The following is a 21,336-nucleotide window of genomic DNA, read 5'->3' as shown; positions in this document are numbered from 1 at the left end:
GCATCAGCCCGCGCTCAGCGCCAGCACCTTGCTGATCTGCGACAGGCCGCGGCCGCTCTCGGCCATCCAGGCGTTGAACGCCGACTGGATCGCGGCCATGGCCCGCTTGGAGCCCGGCGGGCCGTCGATCACGCCTTCGCGCTTGAGCGCCACCACCACGTCGCCGGACAGCAGGTAGGAATCCTTGCCCAGGCTGCGCAGCGACAGCGCACCGGCCAGGCCGCCGAGCCGCGAGCCCCGGGCCTTCAGCAGCTCGAGCAGCCCGGCGAAGTTCTCCGACGGCCAGTCGGCGAACACCCGCCCGGCCGAGCCGTGGGCCGCGGCGAGCTCGATCAGGAACGCCGCATTCTCCCGCACCGAGCGGATCTTGGCCCCGTTGCGCACCACCCGCGGATCGGACAGCAGGCGGTCGATGTCGTCGTCGCTCAGCATCGCGCAGCGATGCACCTCGAAGCCCTCGAACGCCGCCTCGAAACCCGGCCACTTGGTGTCGACGACGCTCCAGTTGAAGCCGGCCTGGAACACCCGCCGGGTCATTTCGGACAGCCAGCGGTCGTCCGGGATCGCCGCCAGGGTCTCGCGCGACTTCGGCACCGGCAACTGGCTCTCGACGGCCTGCGTCCCGCCGTGGCGTTCGGCGGCGCGAGCGTACAACTGGTCGAACGAGGCCGGCATGGCGTTCCTCCCGAACCTGGCCGCCGCCTGGGCAGCCGCATGGATCGCTCGCCATACTGCACCACACCAATGCGGCCGGCGTGTGCTTCCAAATCGCCATCGGTGAGGATAGGAACGGGCACCGATTGTCCTGGAGACCCGTTGCGATGCCCTACGACGTCGACCTGATCGACCTGCTGCCGAAAGTGATCGCCCTGCTGTTCACCGGCGGGGTGGCCGGAACCCTGGCGGGGCTGCTGGGGGTCGGCGGCGGCATCGTCATCGTGCCGGTGCTGTTCTACCTGTTCGGCGTGCTGGAACTGGCGCCGCAGTCGGCCATGCACGTCGCCGTCGGGACCTCGCTCGCCACCATCATCCCGACCTCGATCGCCTCGATGCGCGCGCACTTCAAGCGCGGCTCGGTCGACGTCGAGCTGCTGAAGGTGTGGGCGGTGGCGGCGTTCCTGGGAGCGGTCCTCGGCGCCGGCATCTCCGGCTTCGTGAAGGGCTCGGTCCTGACCGCGGTGTTCGCCGTGGTGGCCGCCCTGGTCGCCCTCAACATGGCGACACCGAACGGCCTGCGGGTGGCCGACGCGCTGCCGGTCAACCGGTTCAAGTCGGGCCTGCTCGGCTTCGTGATCGGCACCTTCTCGGTGATGATGGGGATCGGCGGCGGCACCCTGTCGGTGCCGGTGCTGTCGGCCTTCAACTTCCCGATCCACCGGGCGGTCGGGACCGCCTCGGCGCTCGGCCTGGCGATCGGGCTCCCGGGCGCCATCGGCTTCATGGCCGCCGGCCTGTCGGTCGACGACGTGCCGCCGCTGTCGATCGGCTACGTCAACCTGGTCGGCTTCATCCTGATCTTCCCGATGTCGGTGCTGATGGCCCCGGTCGGCGCCAAGCTGGCGCATGCCCTGCCGCGGATCTGGCTGCGCCGAGCGTTTGCCCTGTTCCTCGCGGTCACGTCCGTGCGTATGTTCATCAAGCTGATGGGCTGAACCATCGTCGGATCGGAGAACAGATCATGGCCGCTTCCAAGACCACCGTCGGGGTCATCGGGCTCGGTTCGATGGGCATCGGCGTGGCACGATCCCTGTGCCGCGCGGGTTTCGAGACCTGGGGCTTCGACGTCCGCGATTCCGCGATCCTGGAACTCGAGGAGGCCGGCGGCCGCGCGGCCTCCAGCCCGGCCGCACTCGGCCGCGAGGTCGACGTCGCGATCGTCCTGGTGGCCACCGCCGACCAGGTTCGCACCGTGCTGTTCGGCGAGGCCGGCGCCGCCGGCACCCTGCACGAGGGCTCGGTGGTGATCGCCAGCGCCACGGTACCGGCCAGCTTCGCGGTCGAGACCGGGTTCCTGCTGTCGGAGCACCGCATCCACATGATCGACGCCCCGGTGTCCGGCGGCGTCGTCGGCGCGGAATCCGGCAACCTGTCGATCATGGCCTCGGGTCCGGACGAAGCGTTCCTGCTGGCCCAGGACGTGCTCGACGCGATCGCCGGCAAGGTCTACCGGCTCGGCCCGAAGCACGGGACCGGCTCGACCGTGAAGACCATCAACCAGCTGCTGGCCGGCGTCCACATCGCCGCCTCGGCCGAGGCGATGGCCCTCGGCATCCGCGCCGGGGTCGACCCGAGCACCCTGTTCGAGGTGATCTCGAACTCGGCCGGCGCGTCGTGGATGTTCAACAACCGGGTGCCGCACATCCTCGACGGCGACTACGCACCGAAGAGCGCGGTCGACATCTTCGTGAAGGACCTCGGCATCGTGCTGGAGACCGGCAGGGGGCACACCTTCCCGCTGCCGCTGACCGCCACCGCGCACCAGCAGTTCCTGGCGGCCTCGGCGGCCGGCCTCGGGCGGCAGGACGATTCGGCGGTCATCAAGGTGTTCCAGAAGCTGACCGGCATCGAGCTGCCGCCGGAGAAGGACGGCGCGTAGGTCCTGCTCTCAGCCGAGCAGGCAGCCGACGCCGTAGCACGAGGCGCCGAGCAGCTTTACCGTGACCGCCCAGCCCAGCAGGTCGAGCAGCAGCATCAGGGCGGTGATCGGCAGCGCCACGAACAGCAGCACGTAGAGCAGCGCCCAGCCGGTATAGCGGCGGGACGGGATCGCGTGGCCGTGGACGCGCACGGGCTTCTTGAACAGGCTGATCACGGACGGGAGACTACCCGCTCGCAAGCGGGCGGGGAACACGGATGGCACAACGGCGGCAGCAGCGGCGGCGCGGAGCGGATCCGAAGGCCGGCGCCGGCAAGGGGATGCCGGGCCCCTCCCTGGACGGCGTCGAGAGCGTCTGGGGCGGCGCGACCGAGCGCGACTGGACGAAGCTGCTGACCGCGGCCGGCCGCGTGCCGCTCGAGCAGAGCTGGACCTATGGCGAGGCGATCGCCGCCGGCTCGCCCTACCGGCCGGTTCGCGGGGTCTTCCGCAGCGGCGGCCGCACCGTCGCCCTGGTGCAGGCGATGGTCTGGTCGGTCGCCGGCACGGTCCGGCTGGTCAAGCTCGTGCGCGGGCCGCTGTTCCTCGATCCCGAGCCGGACCCGGCGGTCCGGGACGCGGTCTTCCGGCTGATCCGCGACCGCTGGCCGCTGGCCCGCGCGAACGCGCTGTTCTGGACGCCGGAGCTGGCCGACGGCCCCGGGGCCGACCGGCTGATGCGCGGGCTCGGCATGCACCGCACGGTGACCGGCTACACCACCGCCTGGCTCGACCTGTCGCCCGGCCCCGACGCGCTGCGCGCCGGGCTGCGGCAGAACTGGCGCAACCAGCTCGTGCGGGCCGAGAGGGAGCGGCTGCGGATTCGCGACTCGCACGGCGGCGCGGCCCTCGGCTGGCTGGTCGAGCGCCACGACGAGCACCGCCGCCGACGCCGCTTCGGCGGGCCGACCGGCACCTTCGCGGCGGCCCTGGCGGTGCTGGCGCCGAACCCGCAGGACGTGCTGGTGCTGCGCGCCGAGCGCGGCTCCGAGCCGGTCGCCGGCGTGCTGTTCCTGCGCCACGGCGACGCCGCCACCTACCACCTCGCCTGGACCGGCCCGGACGGCCGCGCCGCCCACGCCCACAACCGGCTGGTCTGGGAGGGCGTCGTGCGCCTGGCGGCCGCCGGTGTGCGCTGGCTCGACCTCGGCGGCCTCGACGCCTCGATGCCGGGCGTCACCCGCTTCAAGCTCGGCCTGGGGGTCGCGCCGGTGACGCTGACCGGCACGTGGTTCTGAGTACGGCGCAACGTGCAGCTCCACCAACCTCCCTCATCCCGGACGCGCCTGACGCGATCCGGGACCTACCCGGTCCGATTGGTAGGTCCCGGATCGGCCGCGCTGGCGCGCATCCGTCCGGGATGAGGGTGCATTGGAAACGACAAACGGCCCGGGGCGGGTGCCCCGGGCCGTTGCGAACGGGTAGAGCGGGGCCGCGCGTCAGCGCGGGGCCACCACCATGATCATCTGGCGGCCTTCCAGCTTCGGGTAGGACTCGACCTTGGCCACCTCGGCCAGTTCGTCCTGCACGCGCTTCAGCACGTTGAGACCGATCTCCTGGTGCGCCATCTCGCGGCCCCGGAAGCGCATGGTCAGCTTGACCTTGTCGCCGTCCTCGAGGAACCGGTTCACGGCGCGCATCTTGGTCTGGTAGTCGTGATCGTCGATGTTCGGGCGCATCTTGATCTCTTTGACCTCGATGACCTTCTGCTTCTTCTTGGCCTCGTTCTTCTTCTTCTGGGCCTCGTACTTGAACTTCCCGAAATCGAGGATCTTGCAGACCGGCGGGTCGGCGTTCGGCGACACCTCGACCAGGTCGAGGCCGTACTCCTCGGCGCGTGCCAGCGCCTCGTGAAGGCTCAGCACGCCGAGCATGTCGCCATCGGGGCCGACGCACCGCACGGTGCGCACGTTGATCTCGCGGTTGACGCGCGGGCCGTCCTTGGCAGGCGGCGCGGCGTTGAAGGGTGGTCTAGCTATGGGGTCATCTCCTTCTGATGGTCACGACTGTCCGCTGGGCGGAGTAGCCTCGGATTTAAGTCTATTAACCGCTTCGTCCAGTGCAAGCACTTCCTGCGCCTGGCCGCCGAGACGACGCAGGGCGACGCTGCGGCCCTCGGCCTCGCGCGCGCCTACCACCAGGATCGCCGGCACCTTGGCCTCGGAATGCTCGCGTACCTTATAATTGATCTTTTCGTTGCGGCGGTCCATCGCCACGCGCAACCCGGCCGCCTTGCAGACCGCGGCGACTTCGGCGGCATAGTCGTCGGCGTCGTTGGTGATGGTGGCGACGACGACCTGCACCGGCGAAAGCCAGAGCGGGAACCGGCCGGAATACTGCTCGATCAGGATGCCGAGCCAGCGCTCCATCGAGCCGAAGATCGCCCGGTGCAGCATGACCGGCCGGTGGCGGGCGCCGTCCTCGCCGACATACTCGGCGTCGAGCCGCTCCGGCAGCACGAAGTCGACCTGCAGGGTACCGCACTGCCAGTCGCGGCCGATGGCGTCGCGCAGCACGAACTCCAGCTTCGGGCCGTAGAACGCGCCTTCGCCCGGGTTCAGCGTGGTCTCGAGGCCGGCGGCGTCGCAGGCCGCCCGCAGGGCGCCCTCGGCCCGGTCCCACACCGCGTCCTCGCCGGCCCGTACCGCCGGGCGATCCGAGAACTTGATGCGGATGTCCTCGAAGCCGAAGTCCTTGTAGACGCTCTTCAGCAGGTCGCAGAACCGGATGCTCTCGGCGGTGATCTGGTCTTCGGTGCAGAAGATGTGGGCGTCGTCCTGGGTGAAGGCGCGCACCCGCATGATGCCGTGCAGCGCGCCCGACGGCTCGTTGCGGTGGCACGAGCCGAACTCGGCGAGGCGCAGCGGCAGGTCGCGGTACGACTTCAGGCCCTGCTTGTAGACCTGGACGTGGCCGGGGCAGTTCATCGGCTTCAGGGCCAGCACGCGGTCGTCCTCGGCATTGGCCGTGAACATGTTCTCGCGGAACTTCTCCCAATGGCCCGAGGCCTCCCACAGCGACCGGTCGATTAGCTGCGGGGTCTTGATCTCCTTGTATCCGCCGTCCTCGAGCCGGCCGCGGATGTAGGTCTCGATGATGCGATACAGCGTCCAGCCCTTGGGGTGCCAGAACACCGAGCCGACCGCCTCCTCCTGGATGTGGAACAGGTCGAGCTCGCGCCCCAGGCGCCGGTGGTCGCGCTTCTCGGCCTCCTCCAGCATGTGCAGGTAGGCGTCGAGCTGCTTCTGCTCGGCGAACGCCGTCCCGTAGATCCGCTGCAGCATCGGCTTGCTGCTGTCGCCCCGCCAATAGGCGCCGGCCACCTTCATCAGCTTGAAGGCGTGGCCAACCGACTTGGTCGACGGGCCGTGCGGGCCGCGGCACAGGTCGAGGAACTCGCCCTGGCGGTAGAAGCTGATGATCTCGCCCTCGGGGATCGCCTCGGCCAGCTCGACCTTGAACGGCTCGTGGGTCTTCTTGTAGTGCAGCACCGCCTCGTCGCGCGTCCATTCCTCGCGCGTGATCGCCTCGTCGCGGTCGACGATGTCGTGCATCCGCTTCTCGATGGCGACCAGGTCGTCCGGGGTGAACGGCTGCTCGCGGTAGAAGTCGTAGTAGAAGCCGTTCTCGATCGACGGGCCGATCGTGACCTGGGTCTCCGGGTACAGCTCCAGCACCGCCTCGGCCAGCACGTGGGCGCAGTCGTGGCGGATATGCTCGAGCGCCGCCTCGTCCTTGCGGGTGACCAGCGCGAGCTGGGCGTCGTTCTCGATCGTCGTGTTGAGGTCGACGAACCTGCCGTCGACCTTGGCGACGAACGCCGCCTTGGCGAGGCCGGGGCCGATGTCGGCGGCGACTTGGGCCGGCGTCACCGGCTTGTCGTAGGAACGGACGGAACCGTCGGGAAGCGTGATGGCAGGCATGGCGTGTCTCGACTCGAAGCGATTGACTGACAGGGACCGGTCGGGCCGGCGGTCACCGGCCCGTGCAATGGGCGCCGCCTCAGACGGAGATCGTCCGAGACGGCCTGCTAGTCAGCTCGCGCGAGCGGCGCATCGGTTCGCCTGCAATTGTCATGACGCGGCGTTACTTAACGCGCCGGCGGCGGCCTCGCAAGGGCGGCGTCGGCATTGCAGGCTTGCACCGGCGCCGGGGCGCGCTATCAGTTCCACAGCCACCAACCAAGAGGTGCCGGCGTGACCGTCCAGATCCAGCCCGCCGCCGCACGGCCCGAGACCGGCGACATCGCCCCGCGCCTGGCCCTGCGCCACCGCTCGGGCACGCCGTTCGACGCGTTCGCCGACGAGGAGGCCGGGCGCTTCCAGGTCCTGGTGTTCGCCGGCGCCCTGGCCCGCCCGCAGGCCGCCGCGGTGCTCGACGCCTTCGCGCGGGCGCGCGACGCCCTCGACGAGCTGCGGGTCCACGTCCACCTGGTGCTGCCGGCGGCCGAGGCCGACCGAGCCACCTCGGCGCCGTTCCCGGTGCTGGCCGACCCGGACGGCTCGGCGTTCCGGCTGATGGGCGTGCCGGCCGGGATGGGCGCGGACGGTGCCGCGGTGCTGGCGATCGCGCCGAACTGCCACGTGCTGCTGCGCCTGGATGCCGGCACCGAGGGCGATCCGGCCGCCGCCGTGCTCGACCGGGTCCGGCCGCTGGCCGAGAAGCGCAAGGCCGACGGCGTGCCGGCGATCCACGCGCCGGTGCTGGTGGTGCCGGACGTGCTGAGCCCGGAGGACTGCCGCAAGCTGATCGGCATCTACGCCATGCAGGGCCAGGAGTTCGTCGAGCCCGGCCACAATCAGCTCCAGGGCCGCACCACCGACTGCAAGATGCGGATCCCGGAATACGGCCGCAACGACCGCATCGACCACTGGGTCTGCGCGCCCCAGACCAACAACTTCATCGACAGCCGGCTGGTGCCGCGGCTGATGCCGGAGATCCACAAGGCCTTCAACTACCGGGTCACCCGGCACGAGCGCTATCGCATCGCCTGCTACGAGGGCTACCGCGGCGGCTCGCAGCACGGCCACCGCGACAACAGCCTGCCGTTCGTGGCGCACCGCCGGTTCGCGGTTACCGTGAACCTGAACGCCGACGAGTACGAGGGCGCCGAGCTGCGGTTCCCGGAGTTCTCCGAGGCCGCCTACAAGACCCCGACCGGCTCGGCGATCGTGTTCTCGTGCTCGCTGCTGCACGAGGTCATGGCGATGCGCTCCGGCCGCCGGTTCGCGCTGCTGGCCTTCCTGTTCGGCGAGAACTGAGGAAACCGGCAGGCGCCCGTCGCTGTATGGTGTCCGGCTCGACCGCGCCGAGTGCGGCGCGTCCGTCCGGAATGACGACAAGAAGTGGGGGCCGCGCTCGATCCCCGCTTTCCATCCTGTCGCCATTCCGGACGGACGCGCCGGAGGCGGGGCCGATCCGGAACCCACCAGCCGCCCCTACCGTGCCGCGACCACCTCGATCTCGACCTTCCAGGCCGGGTCGACCAGGCCCGACACCAGCACCAGGGTGCTGGCCACCCGGCGGTCGCCGAGGAACTCGCCGCGTGCCTCCCTGAGCGCCGGGATGTCGGCCCGGTCCAGCAGGAAGATCCGCATGTGCACGACGTCGTCGACGGTCATGCCGTCGGCCGCCAGCAGGGCGGCGACATTGGCCAGGGCCTGCCGGCACTGCGCCAACGCCCCGTCGGCGGTGCGGCCGTCCGGCGCCACCCCGACCTGCCCGGAGAGGTGGAGCCAGCGGGTCGCCGCCTCGCTGGCGACAGCGTGGGTGTAGTTCGGGACCCCCAGGGTCACGATGGTCTTCGGGTCGATCGTGCGGTGCGACATGCCGGCCTCCCTGCCAATGACGGGAATCAGTATGCCAGCCGGCCGTACAGGTGGTCGAACGGCAGCATGACGTGCTCGCGATAGGCCGGGCGATCCTGCAGGCGCCGGTACCAGGCCTCGACGTTCGGCACCGACGGCCGCTCGATGTCGACGCCGTAGTACCGGAACAGGTTGGTGCCGGCCGGGATGTCGGCGAGACCCAGGCGGTCCCCGCCGAGGAACGGCCGGTCCGCGAGCGCCCGGTCGAGCTGCCGCATGTGGCGGGCGCAGGCCGCGACCTTGGTGGCGACCGCGGCGGTGTCCCGCTCGGCCTCGGGCGTGCGGTAGAAGCCCCAGAACACGCCGTTCAGGAAGTCCGGCTGCAGGGTGGTCGCCGACCAGTCGATCCAGCGGTCGGCCTGCGAGCGCTCGGCCGGATCCTCGGCCCAGAACGCCGGCGCGCCGTGCTTCGCCGCCAGGTAGCGCAGGATGGCGTGGGATTCCCAGACCACCACGCCGTCGTCGTCGATCACCGGCACCCGGCCGTGCGGGTTCATCGCCCGGAACGCCGGATCGTCGAGCCCGCCGTACGAGCCGCCGGCCATGACCTGCTCGTGCTCCAGCCCGAGCTCGCCGACCAGCCACATCACCTTCTGCAGGTTGAACGAGTCGCGGCGCCCCCAAACCTTCAGCATGACACCTTCAGCATGGTGCATCTCCCTCGAACCGGATCAGATCGTCGACCGCCGCCGCCACCCGGTCGACCGGCAGGTCGGCCAGCGCCGGCGCGTACAGCTCGCACACTTCCGCCCCGCGGGGCGCGGTCTTGGCCGGGTCCGAGGCGGCCGAGAACAGCGCCACCGTCGGGCAGCCGGCCAGCGCCACCAGATGGGTCGGGCCGGTGTCGTTGCCGACCGCGACGACCGCCCGGCGGGCCAGCGCCGCAAGCTGGCCGAGGCCGGTGCGGCCGGTCAGGTCGCGCGCCGCCGGCACCCGGTCGCGGATCGCCCGCCCGGCCGCCGCCTCGGCCTCGCCGCCGACCACCACCGGGACCGCTCCCTGCGCCGCCAACCGGGCCGCCAGCTCGGCATAACGCTCGATCGGCCAGCGCTTGACCGGTCGCTCCGGCGACGACCCCGGGATCAGCAGCGCGAAACGCTCGGGCAGGCCGAAACGCGAAAGGTCGCCGTCCAGGAACGAGAGGTCCGGCAGGGGAACGTCGGCGATCCCGGCGATCGCGAGCTGGGCACGCTGCCGGTCGATCGAGTGCAGGCGGTGATCCTCGGGATAGTCGTGCCGGTGGCTGGCACCGGCCACCTTGCCGGACCATTCCGGCCGGCGATCGCCGGGAAACAGCCGGAAGTACCCGGCGCTGCGGTCCGAGGTCTGCAGGTCGTAGACCCGGGTGAAGCCGGCGGACCGCAGCCGCGAGCGCCAGCGCCACCATGCGACCGGGCTCCAGCGCGGCGCCGGGTCGACCCAGATCTCGGCGAACAGTCCGGTCGCCTCGCCGAGCGCCCGGTAGGCGGCGCGGGTCAGCAGCACCAGCTCGGCGTCCGGATGATGCCGGCGGATCGCCTGCATCGGCCCCAGCGCCATCAGGAAGTCGCCGAGGGCGCCGAGCTTGATCACCAGGATGCGGCTGTGGGGCATGCGACTCGCAGACGGCGGCGGAACAGGGATCGACGGAACAGGGATCAGCGGTCGGCGGCGGCACCGGGCCGGGCCCGCTCGTCCAGCAGTTCGCTATACACCGCGAGGGTGCGCGCGCACATCTGATAGCGCGAGAAATTCTCGCGCACATGCGCAACCGCGCGCTCGGCCAGCCGTTGCCGGCCCGCGGCGTCGAGCGCCAGCGCCGTCCGGATGCCGTCGGCCAGCGCCTGCGGGTCGCCGGGCTTCACCAGCCAGCCGGTCTCGCCCGGCAGCACGGTCTCGCGCGCGCCGCCGTGGTCGGTGGCGACGATCGGGCGGCCCATGGCCTGGGCCTCGATCATCACCCGGCCGAACGGTTCCGGGTCGAGGCTGGCGGACACCACCACGTCGGCCAGCTTGTAGACCGCCGGCATGTCGTCGCTGCGCCCGACGAAGTGGATGTAGGGGGTCAGGCCGAGCCTGGCGATCCGCGGCTCCAGCGCCGCCTTCACGCTGCGGCGCCCGCCGTCCTCGCCGACCATCAGGCAATGGAACGACCCGCGCTCCAGCCCGGCCAGCGCGTCGACCAACAGGCCGTGACCCTTCCACTTGGTGACCCGGCCCGGCAGCACGACCACCGGCACGCCGTCCGGGATCCGCCAGCGCTCCGACAGCCGGATCAGCCGTTCGGCGGTCACCTTGTCGGGGTCGAACAGCGACAGGTCGACGCCGCGCGGGATCACCCGCAGGCGCACCGGATCGAGGCCGTAGTCGGCGAGCAGCCGGTCGGCCACGTAGTGCGAGATCGCGATCACCCGGTCGCCGCGCACCATCACCGAGTTGTAGTAGCGCTTGAGCGCCGTCGCGGCGGCCGGACGCTGGTGGAAGGTGGTCACGAACGGCACCCGGTTGCGGCGCGCCGCCCGCCACGCCAGCCAGGCCGGCATGCGCGAACGGGCATGCACCACGTCGACGCCCTCGCGCCAGATCAGGTCGACCAGGGCGTCGAAGGTCGCGCGCCAGTGCAGCGGATTCTTGGAGTGGACCGGCAGGGCTATGTGGGTTGCGCCGACACGCTCCAGCTCGCGCACCATCGGCCCGCCGCGCGAGACCACGAGCGCACGCCAGCCGGCCTCGACCAGGGCACGCGCCACGTCCACCGTGCCACGCTCGACACCGCCCGAGACCAGCGCCGGGAGGACCTGCAGAACCGTCGGCGCACCCTTGGGGCCGGGCCGGCGGAACGCTTCGTAATCCTCGATGATCCTGTTAGAGTCCGGCGCTGTTGTCGCGCCCTGATCGAGCGGCTCGTTCACCGGCCCTTCCAGCCATCGATGGTCCACGAATCCGGGAGACACTAGCACAATGACGCACGCGCCGCAGCCGGCGTCGCCGGACCGCCTCGCGACCGCCGACGGCAGGAGTCTCGCGTATCACCGCACCGCCGGCCGCAACCCCGGGGTGGTGTTCCTCGGCGGCTACGCCTCGGACATGACGGGAACCAAGGCGACCGCCCTGGAGACCCATGTCCGCGACCGCGGCCATGCCTTCCTGCGCTTCGACTACCGTGGCCACGGGCAGTCCTCCGGCCGGTTCGAGGACGGCACCATCGGTCGCTGGCGCGACGACGCGGTGGCGGCCTTCGACGCCCTGACCGAGGGACCGCAGGTCCTGGTCGGCTCGTCGATGGGCGGCTGGATCGCCCTGCTGCTCGCGCTGGCGCGGCCGGAGCGGGTCGCCGGCCTGGTCGGGATCGCGGCGGCGCCGGACTTCACCGAGGACCTGATGTGGGCCGAGTTCGACGCGACCCAGCGGGCAACCCTGGAGCGCGACCGCATCCTGCGGATGCCCTCGGAATACTCGGACGAGCCGAGCATCGTCACCATGGACCTGATCGAGGACGGCCGGAGCCACCTGCTGCTGCGCGCGCCGATCCCTATCCGGGTGCCGGTCCGGCTGCTGCAGGGCATGCGCGACCCGGACGTGCCGTACCGGCACGCCCTGACCCTGGCCGACCGGCTCGAGGGCGACGACGTCCAGATCCGGCTGATCAAGGACGGCGACCACCGGCTCTCGACCGACCGCGACCTGGCGATCCTGACCGAAACGGTGGACGCGCTGCTGGCCGGCTGAACGGCGGCGCTCAGCAACCCGCCAGGGAGGGTCCGCCGGGCAGCGGCAGCCGGATGATCGCGCAGGTGCCGACCCCTTTCTGGGACCGCAGCTCCAGGGTGCCGCCCAGCAGCTCGACCTGCCGGCGCACCACCGCCAGACCCATGCCGCTGCCGGTATCGCCATGCACGCCGACGGTCGAGTGGCCGCGCCCCCAGCCCGGTGCCATGGTGCGGGCGAGCTCTTCCGGATCCATTCCGACCCCGGTGTCGGAGATCACCAGCACCGCCACGTTCTCCAGCGGCTCGGCACGGGCGGCGACGGTGACCCGGCCGCCGCGCGGCGTGAACTTGATGGCGTTGACCACCAGGTTGTTGACCGCCGAGGTCAACGCCTCGACCGCGACCGGGATGTCCGGCAGGGCCGCGGACAGGTCGAGGCTGAGCGTCACGCCGCGTTCCTCCGCCATCGGGCCGAACAGGCTGACGATGTCGGTGAGCACCTTGCCGACCGGCGCGGTCGCCACCGACGGGGCCGTCGGATCTTCGAGCAGCAGCCGGTCGCACAGCTGCAGCATGCGCAGCGTCGCGCCGTGGGCGAGCTCGGCATACTCGGCGTACCTGTCCCCTGGCAGCGGCCCGAACCGCTGGTCGCGGAAGATCTCGGCGATCGCCGTCAGGGCGTTCAAGGGGTTGCGCAGCTCGTGTGCGATCTCGCGGAGCTGGTTCGCAGCCTCCCGGGACAGGCGTCGGCGGCTGTCGGCCGCACTGAGCCCCGTTTCCATCATCGGACCCCGTCTCTCGCGGTCTTCCCGAAGGGTAGGACCGCCTGGTTACCGAAGCGTTAATCGGGCATTCGCCCCGCTTCGCGCGTCGCGGCGCTGGACGGTGCTATATTACCGCCGACTCATGCAAGCGCGAACCGCAACGCCCGGTCAGAAATCCAGGTCGGCATAGTGCTTGGCCGGACGCAGGCCGGAGACGTGGTCGGCCAGCAGCGGGCGGAAGCTCGGCCGCGACTTGACCCGCGCGTACCAGTCCTTGGCCTCGGCGTTGCGCTCCCAGGGAACGTCGCCGAGATAGTCGACGCAGGACAGGTGGGTGGCCGCCGCCACGTCGGCCAGCGAGAACCGGTCGCCGGCCAGCCAGGCGCGCCGCTCGGCGAGCCAGCCGATGTAGTCCAGATGGATCAGGATGTTGGCGTGCCCGGCCCGAATCGCCTCGCTGGACGGCTCGCCGATGCCGAGGAACCGCTTCAGCACCTTCTCGCCGACCAGCAGTTCGGTCACCTCGCGGTCGAACTTGCGGTCGAACCACGCGACCAGCCGCCGGATCTCGGCCCGCTCGGCCGGGTCGCCGTGCAGCAGCGGCGGCTCGGGGCAGACCTCCTCCAGGTACTCGGCGATCGGCGTGGCGCCGGCGATCGTGGTGCCGTCGTCCTCGACCAGCACCGGGACTTCGCCGGCCGGATTGATCGCCAGGAACTCCTCGCGGCGGTCCCAGATCGGCTCGGCCCGCAGATGCGCCTCCATCCGCTTCTCGCCGAGCACGAGACGAACCAGACGCGACTGCGGTGACAGGGCCAGATGAAAGAGCGTGCGCATGCCGACGTTTGACACGGGCGGAGGGCTTCACGCTAGCAGGAACCGCAAGGGCGGAACAGCGCGGCGGAACAGCGCGACCGAACAGCGCGCCGGCACGGCGGCACGGCACGGCCGGCCGCTACAGCAGCGGCGACAGCGTCTTGCTGACGAAGAAGTCGAACAACAGGGTGGCGAACACCACCGCCGCGGCCTCGCCGCCGTTGATCGCCAGCCCGGTGCGGGCCACGAACCAGCGGGTCCAGAGCAACAGCACCAGCAGGCCGATGGCCAGCACCCGGTCGAGCCCGTCCGGCAACAGGTCGACGGCCCGGATCAGGCTCAGCAGCGTCTCGATGTAGACCAGCGGCACGGTGGTCCAGAAATACGCCGTCATGTACCCGTCGAACCGCTGCACCCGGCCGAAGGCGCGCAGGGCGTAGTACGCCAGCAACGCATAGCCGAACCAGCCGACCACCAGGATCTCGGCCTCGCGGACCGCATCCTCCAGGCCGAACTCCAGGGTGTCGCTGCCGGCGACATGCAGGCCGAGGGTCAGCAGATGCGCCGGGACGACCAGCACGACCGCCCAGGCGGCGGCCCAGAACCCGTCGCGGCCGGGCCGGAAATAGGCGGTGCCTCCGGAGTCGCCGCGGATCAGCCGCCACGCCCCGTACAGGGCGGTCGCGACCTCGATCCGGTCGGGCGCGGCCATGTCGGCCCGGTCAGGCGAAGAACCGCCGCAGCATGGCGGCATAGATGTCGGTCAGGGCGCGCACGTCGGCGACCGGCACCCGCTCGTCGACCTTGTGCATGGTCTGGCCGACCAGGCCGAACTCGACGACCGGGCACAGCCGCTTGATGAAGCGGGCGTCGGAGGTGCCGCCGGTGGTGCTGAGCTCGGGCCGGCGCCCGGTCACCTGCTCGGCCGCGTCGGCGACCAGCGAGCTCAGCGCGCCGGGCTCGGTCACGAAGCTCTCGCCCGAGCATTCGGTCGTCAGCTCGTAGCGCGCGCCCTTCTGGTCGAAGCTGGCGCGCAGCATGCGCTCCAGCGACTCCGAAGTGTGGGCGTCGTTGAAGCGGATGTTGAACACCGCCGTCGCCCGGGCGGGGACCACGTTGGTCGCCGGGTTGCCGACGTCGATGGTGGTGACCATCAGCGTGCTCGGCGGGAAGTGCGCGGTGCCCTCGTCGAGCTGGCCATGGGCGAACGGCTCCAGCATCCGCAGCAGGTGGTGGATCGGGTTCTCCGCCAGGTGCGGATAGGCGACGTGCCCCTGGGTGCCGTGCACGGTCAGCCGGCCGGTCAGGCTGCCGCGCCGGCCGATCTTCATCATGTCGCCGAGCACCTGCGGGTTGGTCGGCTCGCCGACCACGCAGGCATCGGGGATCTCGCCGTTGGCCTCCATCCAGTCGAGCACCCGGGTGGTGCCGTTGACCGCCGGGCCCTCCTCGTCGCCGGTGATCAGCAGGCTGATCGAGCCCGGCACCGTCCCGTCGTTCTCGGCGATCACCCGGGACGCCGCGGCCACGAACGCGGCGATCCCGCCCTTCATGTCGGCGGCCCCGCGACCCCACAGCAGGCCGTCGCGCACCTCGCCCTCGAACGGCCCCACGGTCCAGGCGGCGGCGTCGCCGACCGGCACCACGTCGGTGTGGCCGGCGAAGCAGAAATGCGGGCCCCCGGTGCCGATCCGGGCGTACAGGTTTTCGATCGGGTCGGTACCCGGCGCCTCGAACCGCAGCCGGTGGCAGGCGAAGCCGAGCGGCGCCAGGAGCTGCTCGAGCAGGTCGATCGCGCCGCCCTCGGCCGGGGTGACGCTCGGGCAGCGAATCAGCCGCCCGGCGACCTCGACCGGGTCGAGCGCGCCGGTACTGTCGCCGCCTCCGCTGCCGGCTTCCGCCATGACCGCGTCCTCGCTCAGTCGCGCAGCAGGTCGTTGATCGAGGTCTTCGAGCGGGTCTGCTCGTCGACCTGCTTGACGATCACCGCGCAGTACAGCGACGGGCCGGGCTGGCCGTTCGGCAGCGGCTTGCCCGGCATCGAGCCCGGCACCACCACCGAGTAGGCCGGCACCCGGCCCATGGTGATCGCGCCGGTCTCGCGGTTGACGATCTTGGTGGTCTTGCTGAGGTAGACGCCCATCGACAGCACCGCGCCGGTCTCGACGATCACGCCCTCGACCACCTCGCTGCGGGCGCCGATGAAGCAGTTGTCCTCGATGATCACCGGGTCGGCCTGCAGCGGCTCCAGCACGCCGCCGATGCCGACGCCGCCGGACAGGTGCACGTCCTTGCCGATCTGCGCGCACGACCCGACGGTCGCCCAGGTGTCGACCATGGTGCCCTTGTCGACGTAGGCGCCGACGTTCACGAAGCTCGGCATCAGCACCACGCTCGGCGCGATGTAGGCGGAGCGCCGGACCACGCAGTTCGGCACGGCCCGGAAGCCGGCCTCGCGGAACCGGTTCTCACCCCAACCGGCGAACTTCGACGGCACCTTGTCCCACCAGCCGGCGGGGCCGCGCTCGGAATCCTCCGGACCGCCCGGGATCACTTCCATGTCGAACAGCCGGAACGACAGCAGCACCGCCTTCTTGAGCCACTGGTTGACCTCCCACTGGTGGTCGCCCTTCGGCGTGGCGACCCGCAGGCTGCCGTTGTCGAGGCCGTCCAGCGCGGTCTCGACGGCGTCGCGCACTTCGCCCTTCGTGTTGATGCCGATCTCGGCCCGGTTCTCCCAGGCGGCGTCGATCACAGCTTGCAGTTGGCTCGTGCTCATCGGTCCCGTCGTCGGCTGTCCAAGGTGTGAAACAGGCGGAAATCCGAGGCACAATGGCGGCGCACCCGAGGGGTGTCAACGCGGCTCGACGCCGGCGCACGGGAGACCTTCCAGAAACGTCACCAGGTCTTCGGCGACGTGGTGCACGTGGTCGTCCTCGGCGCCGTCGCGCGCCCAGTCGTGATCGCTCCTGAGCCACACCGTGCGCATCCCGAGCGCCGCCGCCGGCGCCAGGTTCTTGGCCATATCCTCGATCATGACCGCCCGCTCCGGCACGATGCCGGCGCTGTCGACCAGGCGGTCGTAGGGACCGGGGTCCGGCTTCGGCACGTAGCCGGCGGCAACGATGTCGAACACCGAATCGAAATGACGGGTGACGCCGAGCCGGTCCATCACCCGCTCGGCGTGCGGCACCGAGCCGTTGGTGAACACCAGCTTGCGGCCCGGCAGCGCCGCCAGCAGGGCATCCAGGCGCGGCGACGGGTCGACCGGGGTGACGTCGATGTCGTGGACGTAGTCGAGGAACGCCCCGGGCTCGACCCCGTGCTCGGTCATCAGCCCGCGCAGGGTGGTACCATGGCGCCGGAACAGGTCGCGCTGCAGGTCCTTCGCCGGCCCGGCCTCGAGGTCGAAGCGGTCCTGGATGAACCGGGTCATGCGCTCCGAGACCTGGACGAACAGGTTGCAGCGCGCCGGATACAGCGTGTTGTCGAGGTCGAAGATCCAGGTATCCACGGTGCGTGGATCGAACGGCTCAGATCGCATTTGCCACAATGGCTTGTTAACGGACGTACCGCTAGAGTGGCGCCCGAGAGCCGGTTGGACAAGGTGCTGGAGGCGACGAAAATGGGTGAAGACGGGTCGGTTGCCGATCTGGTCCACCTGATCGAAGACGGGCCGCTCGCCGACCATCCGGGCCCCGTCCTCCTGGTCGGCACCGACGGCGGCGTGCTGGCGCGCAACATCCCGGGCGCGCCGTTCGCCCACCGGTTCCTCGGCGGCGAGTTGCCGGCCGTCACCGCAATGGTGGCGGCGGTCACCGCCGGTACCGGCTCGCAGAGCTTCAAGATCTCCGACGAGGACACCGGCAGCACCCTCGATCTGGCGGCGATCCCGGTGAGCGGGCACCTCGCCCTGCTGGTCGGTCGAGACGTCTCGCTGGACCACAACCTGCGTGCCGCGCTGGTCGATTCGCGCCAGCGCTACAAGGACCTGGTGGAGATTTCCTCCGACTTCGCCTGGGAAACCGGGCCGACCGGCCAGTTCGTGTTCGTCTCGACCGCCGGGGCGCTGGGCTACGACCCGGACGAGCTGGTCGGGCGGCCGGCCGGGCAGTTCCTGGTGGTCCCCGAGGGGCTCGAGATCGTCAGCCCGTTCGACACCCGCGAGCCGGTGCAGGGCGTCGAGGTCCGGTTCCGGCGGGCCGACGGCGGCGTGTCGACGCTGGAGGCCTCGGCCGCGCCGCTGTTCGACGACAAGGGCCGCTGGAGCGGTGCACGCGGGGTATGCCGCGACATGACCGAGGCCCGGCTGCGCGACGCCGCGCTGACCCGAGCCCGCAGCCGCGAGCGGCTGACCACCTACATCGTGCGCGCGATCCGCGACGAGATCGAACCCGACCGCATGCTCGACGCCGCCGCCGAGGCCCTGACGCGCGCGCTCTCGGCCGACGGCTGCGCGCTCTACCGAATCGTTCCCGGCGCCGGCCTCGACCTGGCCGTCGGCATCGGCCAGAGCGTTCCGGAGCGCGTCGTCGACGACCTGCGCGAGGCGATCGTGGACACCCGGGAGCCGGTGGTCGCCGAGATCGAGGAGGGAGCCGCCCTCGCCCACCAGCTCTCCTACCATCAGGAGATGAACGGCACGGTGGTGCTGTGGCGCGCCGGCACCGGCGCGTTCTGGGACGAGGAGGAGGTCGGCCTGCTGGTCGAGGTCGCCGACCAGCTGGGCATCGCCCTGCAGCAGGTCGCCGCCCACGAGCACCTCCGCACGCTGTCCTCGACCGACGCCATGACCGGCCTGCTGAACCGGCGGGCGTTCGACGAGGCGATCGGCGACCGGCTCGGCCGCCACGGTTTCGGCCCCGGCACGCTGGCCTACGTCGATCTGGACAACTTCAAGAAGGTCAACGACACCCGCGGCCACCAGGTCGGCGACCGGGCGTTGATCCGGGTCGCCGACATCCTCAAGCGCCAGGCGACGCCCGGCGACTTCGTGGCCCGTCTCGGCGGCGACGAGTTCGCGGTCTGGATGGAGGGGGTCGGCATCGAGGACGCCCCGGACCGGGCCGAGAACATCCTGGAATCGGTACGCGAGCTGCTGCCGTTCTCCGGCAGCCCCGAGCATCCGCTCGGCCTGTCGATCGGCATGGCGGTGGTGGATCCCGGCTCCGGAGAGACCCGCGACGAGCTTGTCGCGCGGGCCGACGCCGTGATGTACGAAATCAAGCATGGTGGAAAGGGCTGGTACCGGATCGCGGCACCCGCCGGCACCACCGCCTCGACACAGGAACGCCGACACAGCCGATGACCGAGATCCAGCCTCGCCGGCGCGCCGAAGACGCCGTCGCCGACCCGATAGCCCACGCGGAGGCCACCAGGATCGCCCGCAGCGGCGACGCCGCCGCGCGACGGGCCCTGGCCAAGCGCCCCGGCCTGGCGCCGGAGCTGCTGTTCTATCTGGCCGAGGACGACGACGTCGGCGTGCGACGGGCGATCGCCGCCAATCCCGAGACCCCCCGGCACGCGCACCAGTTCCTGGCCCGCGACGACGACGCGGCCGTCCGGGCCTCGGTCGCGCAGCGCATCGGGTCGGATGTCGCCGGCCTGAAGAACGAGCGCCGGGCGCAGCATCGCCGGATCACCATCGAGGCCCTGGAGGCCCTGGCCCTGGACACCGCCGAGAAGGTCCGGCAGCGGCTCGCGGAAGCGGTCAAGGACGCCGAGAGCGCGCCGCCGGAGGTCGTGCGCCGGGTGATCGAGGTCCTGGCCCGCGACACCGCGCACGAGGTCGCCGGCCCGGTGCTCGAGCACTCGCCGCTGCTGTCCGACGACTTCCTGATCGGCATCGTCGGGAGCCCGGCGAACACCGGCGCGGTGACCTCGATCTCGCGCCGTCGCGGGGTGTCGTCGCGGGTCTCCGACGCGGTCGCCTCGAGCGGGGACGACGCCGCCATCGCCGCCCTCCTGGCCAACGAATCGGCGCAGATCCGCGAGGCGACGCTCGACCGGCTGATCGACATGGCGCCCGAGAAGCCGAGCTGGCATGCGCCGCTGGTCGCGCGCCCGAAGCTGTCGGCCGGCCACGTCGGCAAGCTCGCCCGGTTCGTGGCGATCGCGCTGGTCGAGGAGCTGCGCCAGCGCACCGACCTGGACGAGGAAGCGTCGGCCCGGCTGACCGAGGCGATGAGCCGTCGCATCGAGGAGGAGGGGACGCGCAGCACGCCGGCCAGCGCCGAGCGCACCCGGGCGCTGTCGCTGTACGGCCAGGGCGAGCTGGACGAGCTGTCGCTGACCGAGGCGCTGACCGCCGGCCGGCGCGCCTTCGTGATGGCGGCGCTGTCGGTGCGCTCCGGGCTGCCCGAGCCGGTGGTGCATTCGATGATGAGCTCCGGCAGCGCCAAGGTGGTGACGGCGCTGGCCTGGAAGGCCGGCATGACCATGGAGTTCGCCGAGCAGCTGCAGCTGCGGCTCGCCTACATCGAGCCGCGCGACACCCTGCGGGCAAGCGTCGGCGCCCGCTTCCCGCTGGACGACGAGCAGCTCGACTGGCAGGTGCAGATGTACGCCGAGGGCCGGACCGAATAGCGGCGCGGCCGGCCGGCGACCGGCTTTCGGCCGGGCCCTACTCGGCCTTGATCCAGGTACCCATGCCGTGGCTGGTGAACAGCTCCAGCAGCACGCCGTGCTGGACCCGGCCGTCGATGATCACCGCGCCCTCGGCGCCGCCACGTACCGCGTCGATGCAGGTCTCGATCTTCGGGATCATGCCGCCCGAGATGGTACCGTCGGCGATCAGCGCCTGGGCCTCGGCGACCGTCAGCTCCGGCATCAGCCGGCCTTCCTTGTCGAGCACGCCCGCGACGTCGGTCAGCAGCAGGAAGCGGCTGGCGTCGACCGCCGCGGCGACCGCGCCGGCCGCGGTGTCGGCGTTGATGTTGAAGGTCTCGCCGTTCGCGCCGGCGCCGATCGGCGCCACCACCGGGATCAGGTCCTGGACCACCAGGCGATGCAGCATGTCGCCCTCGACCTTCACCGGCTCGCCGACGAAACCGAGGTCGAGCACCTTCTCGATGTTGCTGTCCGGGTCGATCTTGGTGCGGCGGAGCTGGCGCGCCTGGATCAGGCCGCCGTCCTTGCCGGACAGGCCGATGGCCCGGCCGCCGGCGGCGTTGATCGCCGCCACGATGCCTTTGTTGATGGCGCCCGACAGCACCATCTCGACGATCTCCACGGTCTCCTTGTCGGTGACCCGCAGGCCGTCGACGAACTCGCTCTTGATCGCCAGCCGCTCGAGCATGCGGCCGATCTGCGGGCCGCCGCCGTGCACCACGATCGGGTGCATGCCGACCTGCTTGAGCAGCACGATGTCGGCCGCGAACTGCAGCGCCAGCTCGTCGTTGCCCATGGCGTGGCCGCCGTACTTCACGACCACGGTCTTGTCGTTGTAGCGGCGCATGAACGGCAGCGCCTCGGTCAGGATGTCGGCCTTGGAGAGCCATTCCTCCCGGCGCGTGAGGTCGATCGGCTTCATCGCAGCTGCCCCGTTTTCTTGGTTGCGCTGAATA

General features: G+C 71.1%; 22 protein-coding genes. 7 read left to right on the top strand and 15 right to left on the bottom strand.

Features of this window, described 5'->3' with window-relative positions; genetic code table 11:
* Positions 1-3: 3 nt before the first annotated feature.
* Positions 4-675, bottom strand: a complete 672-nt coding sequence (locus IE246_RS18535; RefSeq protein ID WP_189992429.1) for a DNA-3-methyladenine glycosylase I — start codon at positions 673-675, stop codon at positions 4-6.
* 146 nt (positions 676-821) lie between these two features.
* On the opposite strand from IE246_RS18535, the gene IE246_RS18530 reads away from it, so the two are divergent.
* Both IE246_RS18530 and ltnD read left to right on the top strand, forming a co-directional pair.
* Positions 822-1,652, top strand: a complete 831-nt coding sequence (locus IE246_RS18530) for a sulfite exporter TauE/SafE family protein (RefSeq protein WP_189992427.1) — start codon at positions 822-824, stop codon at positions 1,650-1,652.
* Between the two features lie 26 nt (positions 1,653-1,678).
* Positions 1,679-2,596 (top strand): L-threonate dehydrogenase, encoded by a 918-nt coding sequence (gene ltnD, locus IE246_RS18525; protein ID WP_189992425.1) that lies wholly within the window; start codon positions 1,679-1,681, stop codon positions 2,594-2,596.
* A gap of 9 nt (positions 2,597-2,605) precedes the next feature.
* Here ltnD and IE246_RS18520 read toward each other — a convergent pair whose 3' ends face one another.
* Entirely contained in the window at positions 2,606-2,812 is a 207-nt protein-coding gene (locus IE246_RS18520) for a hypothetical protein (protein ID WP_189992424.1), read from the bottom strand.
* Positions 2,813-2,853: 41 nt separating this feature from the next.
* On the opposite strand from IE246_RS18520, the gene IE246_RS18515 reads away from it, so the two are divergent.
* Positions 2,854-3,873 (top strand): GNAT family N-acetyltransferase, encoded by a 1,020-nt coding sequence (locus tag IE246_RS18515; protein ID WP_189992421.1) that lies wholly within the window; start codon positions 2,854-2,856, stop codon positions 3,871-3,873.
* Positions 3,874-4,074: 201 nt separating this feature from the next.
* On the opposite strand, the gene infC is transcribed toward IE246_RS18515, so the two are convergent.
* Together infC and thrS are read right to left on the bottom strand one after the other, a co-directional pair.
* A complete protein-coding gene (gene infC / locus IE246_RS18510; RefSeq protein ID WP_189992837.1) occupies positions 4,075-4,614 on the bottom strand; it encodes a translation initiation factor IF-3 in 540 nt (179 codons plus the stop codon).
* A gap of 21 nt (positions 4,615-4,635) precedes the next feature.
* Positions 4,636-6,558, bottom strand: a complete 1,923-nt coding sequence (thrS, locus tag IE246_RS18505) for a threonine--tRNA ligase (RefSeq protein WP_189992420.1) — start codon at positions 6,556-6,558, stop codon at positions 4,636-4,638.
* 273 nt (positions 6,559-6,831) lie between these two features.
* Here thrS and IE246_RS18500 point away from each other — a divergent pair, with 273 nt between their 5' ends.
* Positions 6,832-7,896 carry a hypothetical protein gene (locus tag IE246_RS18500; RefSeq protein ID WP_189992419.1) on the top strand — a complete coding sequence of 355 codons (1,065 nt, stop codon included), beginning with the start codon at positions 6,832-6,834 and terminating at the stop codon, positions 7,894-7,896.
* 177 nt (positions 7,897-8,073) lie between these two features.
* Here the strand turns inward: IE246_RS18500 and IE246_RS18495 are convergent, their stop codons facing one another.
* From IE246_RS18495 to IE246_RS18480, 4 genes are read right to left on the bottom strand one after another with little or no spacing between them, the layout of a single operon-like run.
* Positions 8,074-8,463, bottom strand: coding sequence for a RidA family protein (locus IE246_RS18495; protein ID WP_189992417.1), 390 nt, complete (start codon positions 8,461-8,463; stop codon positions 8,074-8,076).
* Between the two features lie 26 nt (positions 8,464-8,489).
* Complete coding sequence (locus IE246_RS18490) at positions 8,490-9,137, bottom strand: glutathione S-transferase family protein (protein ID WP_189992416.1); 648 nt, start codon at positions 9,135-9,137, stop codon at positions 8,490-8,492.
* 7 nt (positions 9,138-9,144) lie between these two features.
* Positions 9,145-10,095 (bottom strand): glycosyltransferase family 9 protein, encoded by a 951-nt coding sequence (locus IE246_RS18485; protein ID WP_189992414.1) that lies wholly within the window; start codon positions 10,093-10,095, stop codon positions 9,145-9,147.
* 44 nt (positions 10,096-10,139) lie between these two features.
* Positions 10,140-11,393, bottom strand: coding sequence for a glycosyltransferase family 4 protein (locus tag IE246_RS18480; RefSeq protein WP_189992413.1), 1,254 nt, complete (start codon positions 11,391-11,393; stop codon positions 10,140-10,142).
* Between the two features lie 49 nt (positions 11,394-11,442).
* Here IE246_RS18480 and IE246_RS18475 point away from each other — a divergent pair, with 49 nt between their 5' ends.
* Complete coding sequence (locus IE246_RS18475; protein WP_189992411.1) at positions 11,443-12,210, top strand: alpha/beta hydrolase; 768 nt, start codon at positions 11,443-11,445, stop codon at positions 12,208-12,210.
* A 10-nt stretch (positions 12,211-12,220) separates the two neighbouring features.
* Here the strand turns inward: IE246_RS18475 and IE246_RS18470 are convergent, their stop codons facing one another.
* The 6 genes from IE246_RS18470 to IE246_RS18445 all read right to left on the bottom strand — a co-directional run bounded on the left by IE246_RS18470 (position 12,221) and on the right by IE246_RS18445 (position 17,285).
* A complete protein-coding gene (locus IE246_RS18470) occupies positions 12,221-12,976 on the bottom strand; it encodes a sensor histidine kinase (protein ID WP_189992409.1) in 756 nt (251 codons plus the stop codon).
* A gap of 147 nt (positions 12,977-13,123) precedes the next feature.
* A complete protein-coding gene (locus tag IE246_RS18465) occupies positions 13,124-13,792 on the bottom strand; it encodes a glutathione S-transferase family protein (RefSeq protein WP_189992407.1) in 669 nt (222 codons plus the stop codon).
* Between the two features lie 118 nt (positions 13,793-13,910).
* A complete protein-coding gene (locus tag IE246_RS18460; protein ID WP_189992405.1) occupies positions 13,911-14,483 on the bottom strand; it encodes a hypothetical protein in 573 nt (190 codons plus the stop codon).
* Positions 14,484-14,493: 10 nt separating this feature from the next.
* Complete coding sequence (gene dapE, locus IE246_RS18455) at positions 14,494-15,675, bottom strand: succinyl-diaminopimelate desuccinylase (RefSeq protein WP_189992403.1); 1,182 nt, start codon at positions 15,673-15,675, stop codon at positions 14,494-14,496.
* A 14-nt stretch (positions 15,676-15,689) separates the two neighbouring features.
* Positions 15,690-16,550 carry a 2,3,4,5-tetrahydropyridine-2,6-dicarboxylate N-succinyltransferase gene (gene dapD, locus IE246_RS18450; RefSeq protein ID WP_189992400.1) on the bottom strand — a complete coding sequence of 287 codons (861 nt, stop codon included), beginning with the start codon at positions 16,548-16,550 and terminating at the stop codon, positions 15,690-15,692.
* 75 nt (positions 16,551-16,625) lie between these two features.
* Positions 16,626-17,285, bottom strand: coding sequence for a pyrimidine 5'-nucleotidase (locus IE246_RS18445; RefSeq protein WP_229837374.1), 660 nt, complete (start codon positions 17,283-17,285; stop codon positions 16,626-16,628).
* Between the two features lie 111 nt (positions 17,286-17,396).
* Here IE246_RS18445 and IE246_RS28230 point away from each other — a divergent pair, with 111 nt between their 5' ends.
* Both IE246_RS28230 and IE246_RS18435 read left to right on the top strand, forming a co-directional pair.
* Complete coding sequence (locus tag IE246_RS28230; protein ID WP_189992395.1) at positions 17,397-19,079, top strand: sensor domain-containing diguanylate cyclase; 1,683 nt, start codon at positions 17,397-17,399, stop codon at positions 19,077-19,079.
* On the top strand, positions 19,076-20,356 hold the full coding sequence (locus IE246_RS18435) for a DUF2336 domain-containing protein (RefSeq protein WP_189992385.1): 1,281 nt from the start codon (positions 19,076-19,078) through the stop codon (positions 20,354-20,356). The genes IE246_RS28230 and IE246_RS18435 overlap by 4 nt, the downstream gene beginning before the upstream one ends.
* 37 nt (positions 20,357-20,393) lie before the next feature.
* Here IE246_RS18435 and argB read toward each other — a convergent pair whose 3' ends face one another.
* Positions 20,394-21,302 (bottom strand): acetylglutamate kinase, encoded by a 909-nt coding sequence (argB, locus tag IE246_RS18430; RefSeq protein ID WP_189992383.1) that lies wholly within the window; start codon positions 21,300-21,302, stop codon positions 20,394-20,396.
* Between the last annotated feature and the right edge of the window lie 34 nt (positions 21,303-21,336).

The sequence above is a fragment of the Thalassobaculum fulvum genome (assembly GCF_014652915.1).
In the GTDB taxonomy this organism is placed as follows: Bacteria; Pseudomonadota; Alphaproteobacteria; order Thalassobaculales; family Thalassobaculaceae; genus Thalassobaculum_A; species Thalassobaculum_A fulvum.
This window is presented reverse-complemented; position numbering and strand designations above follow the sequence as displayed.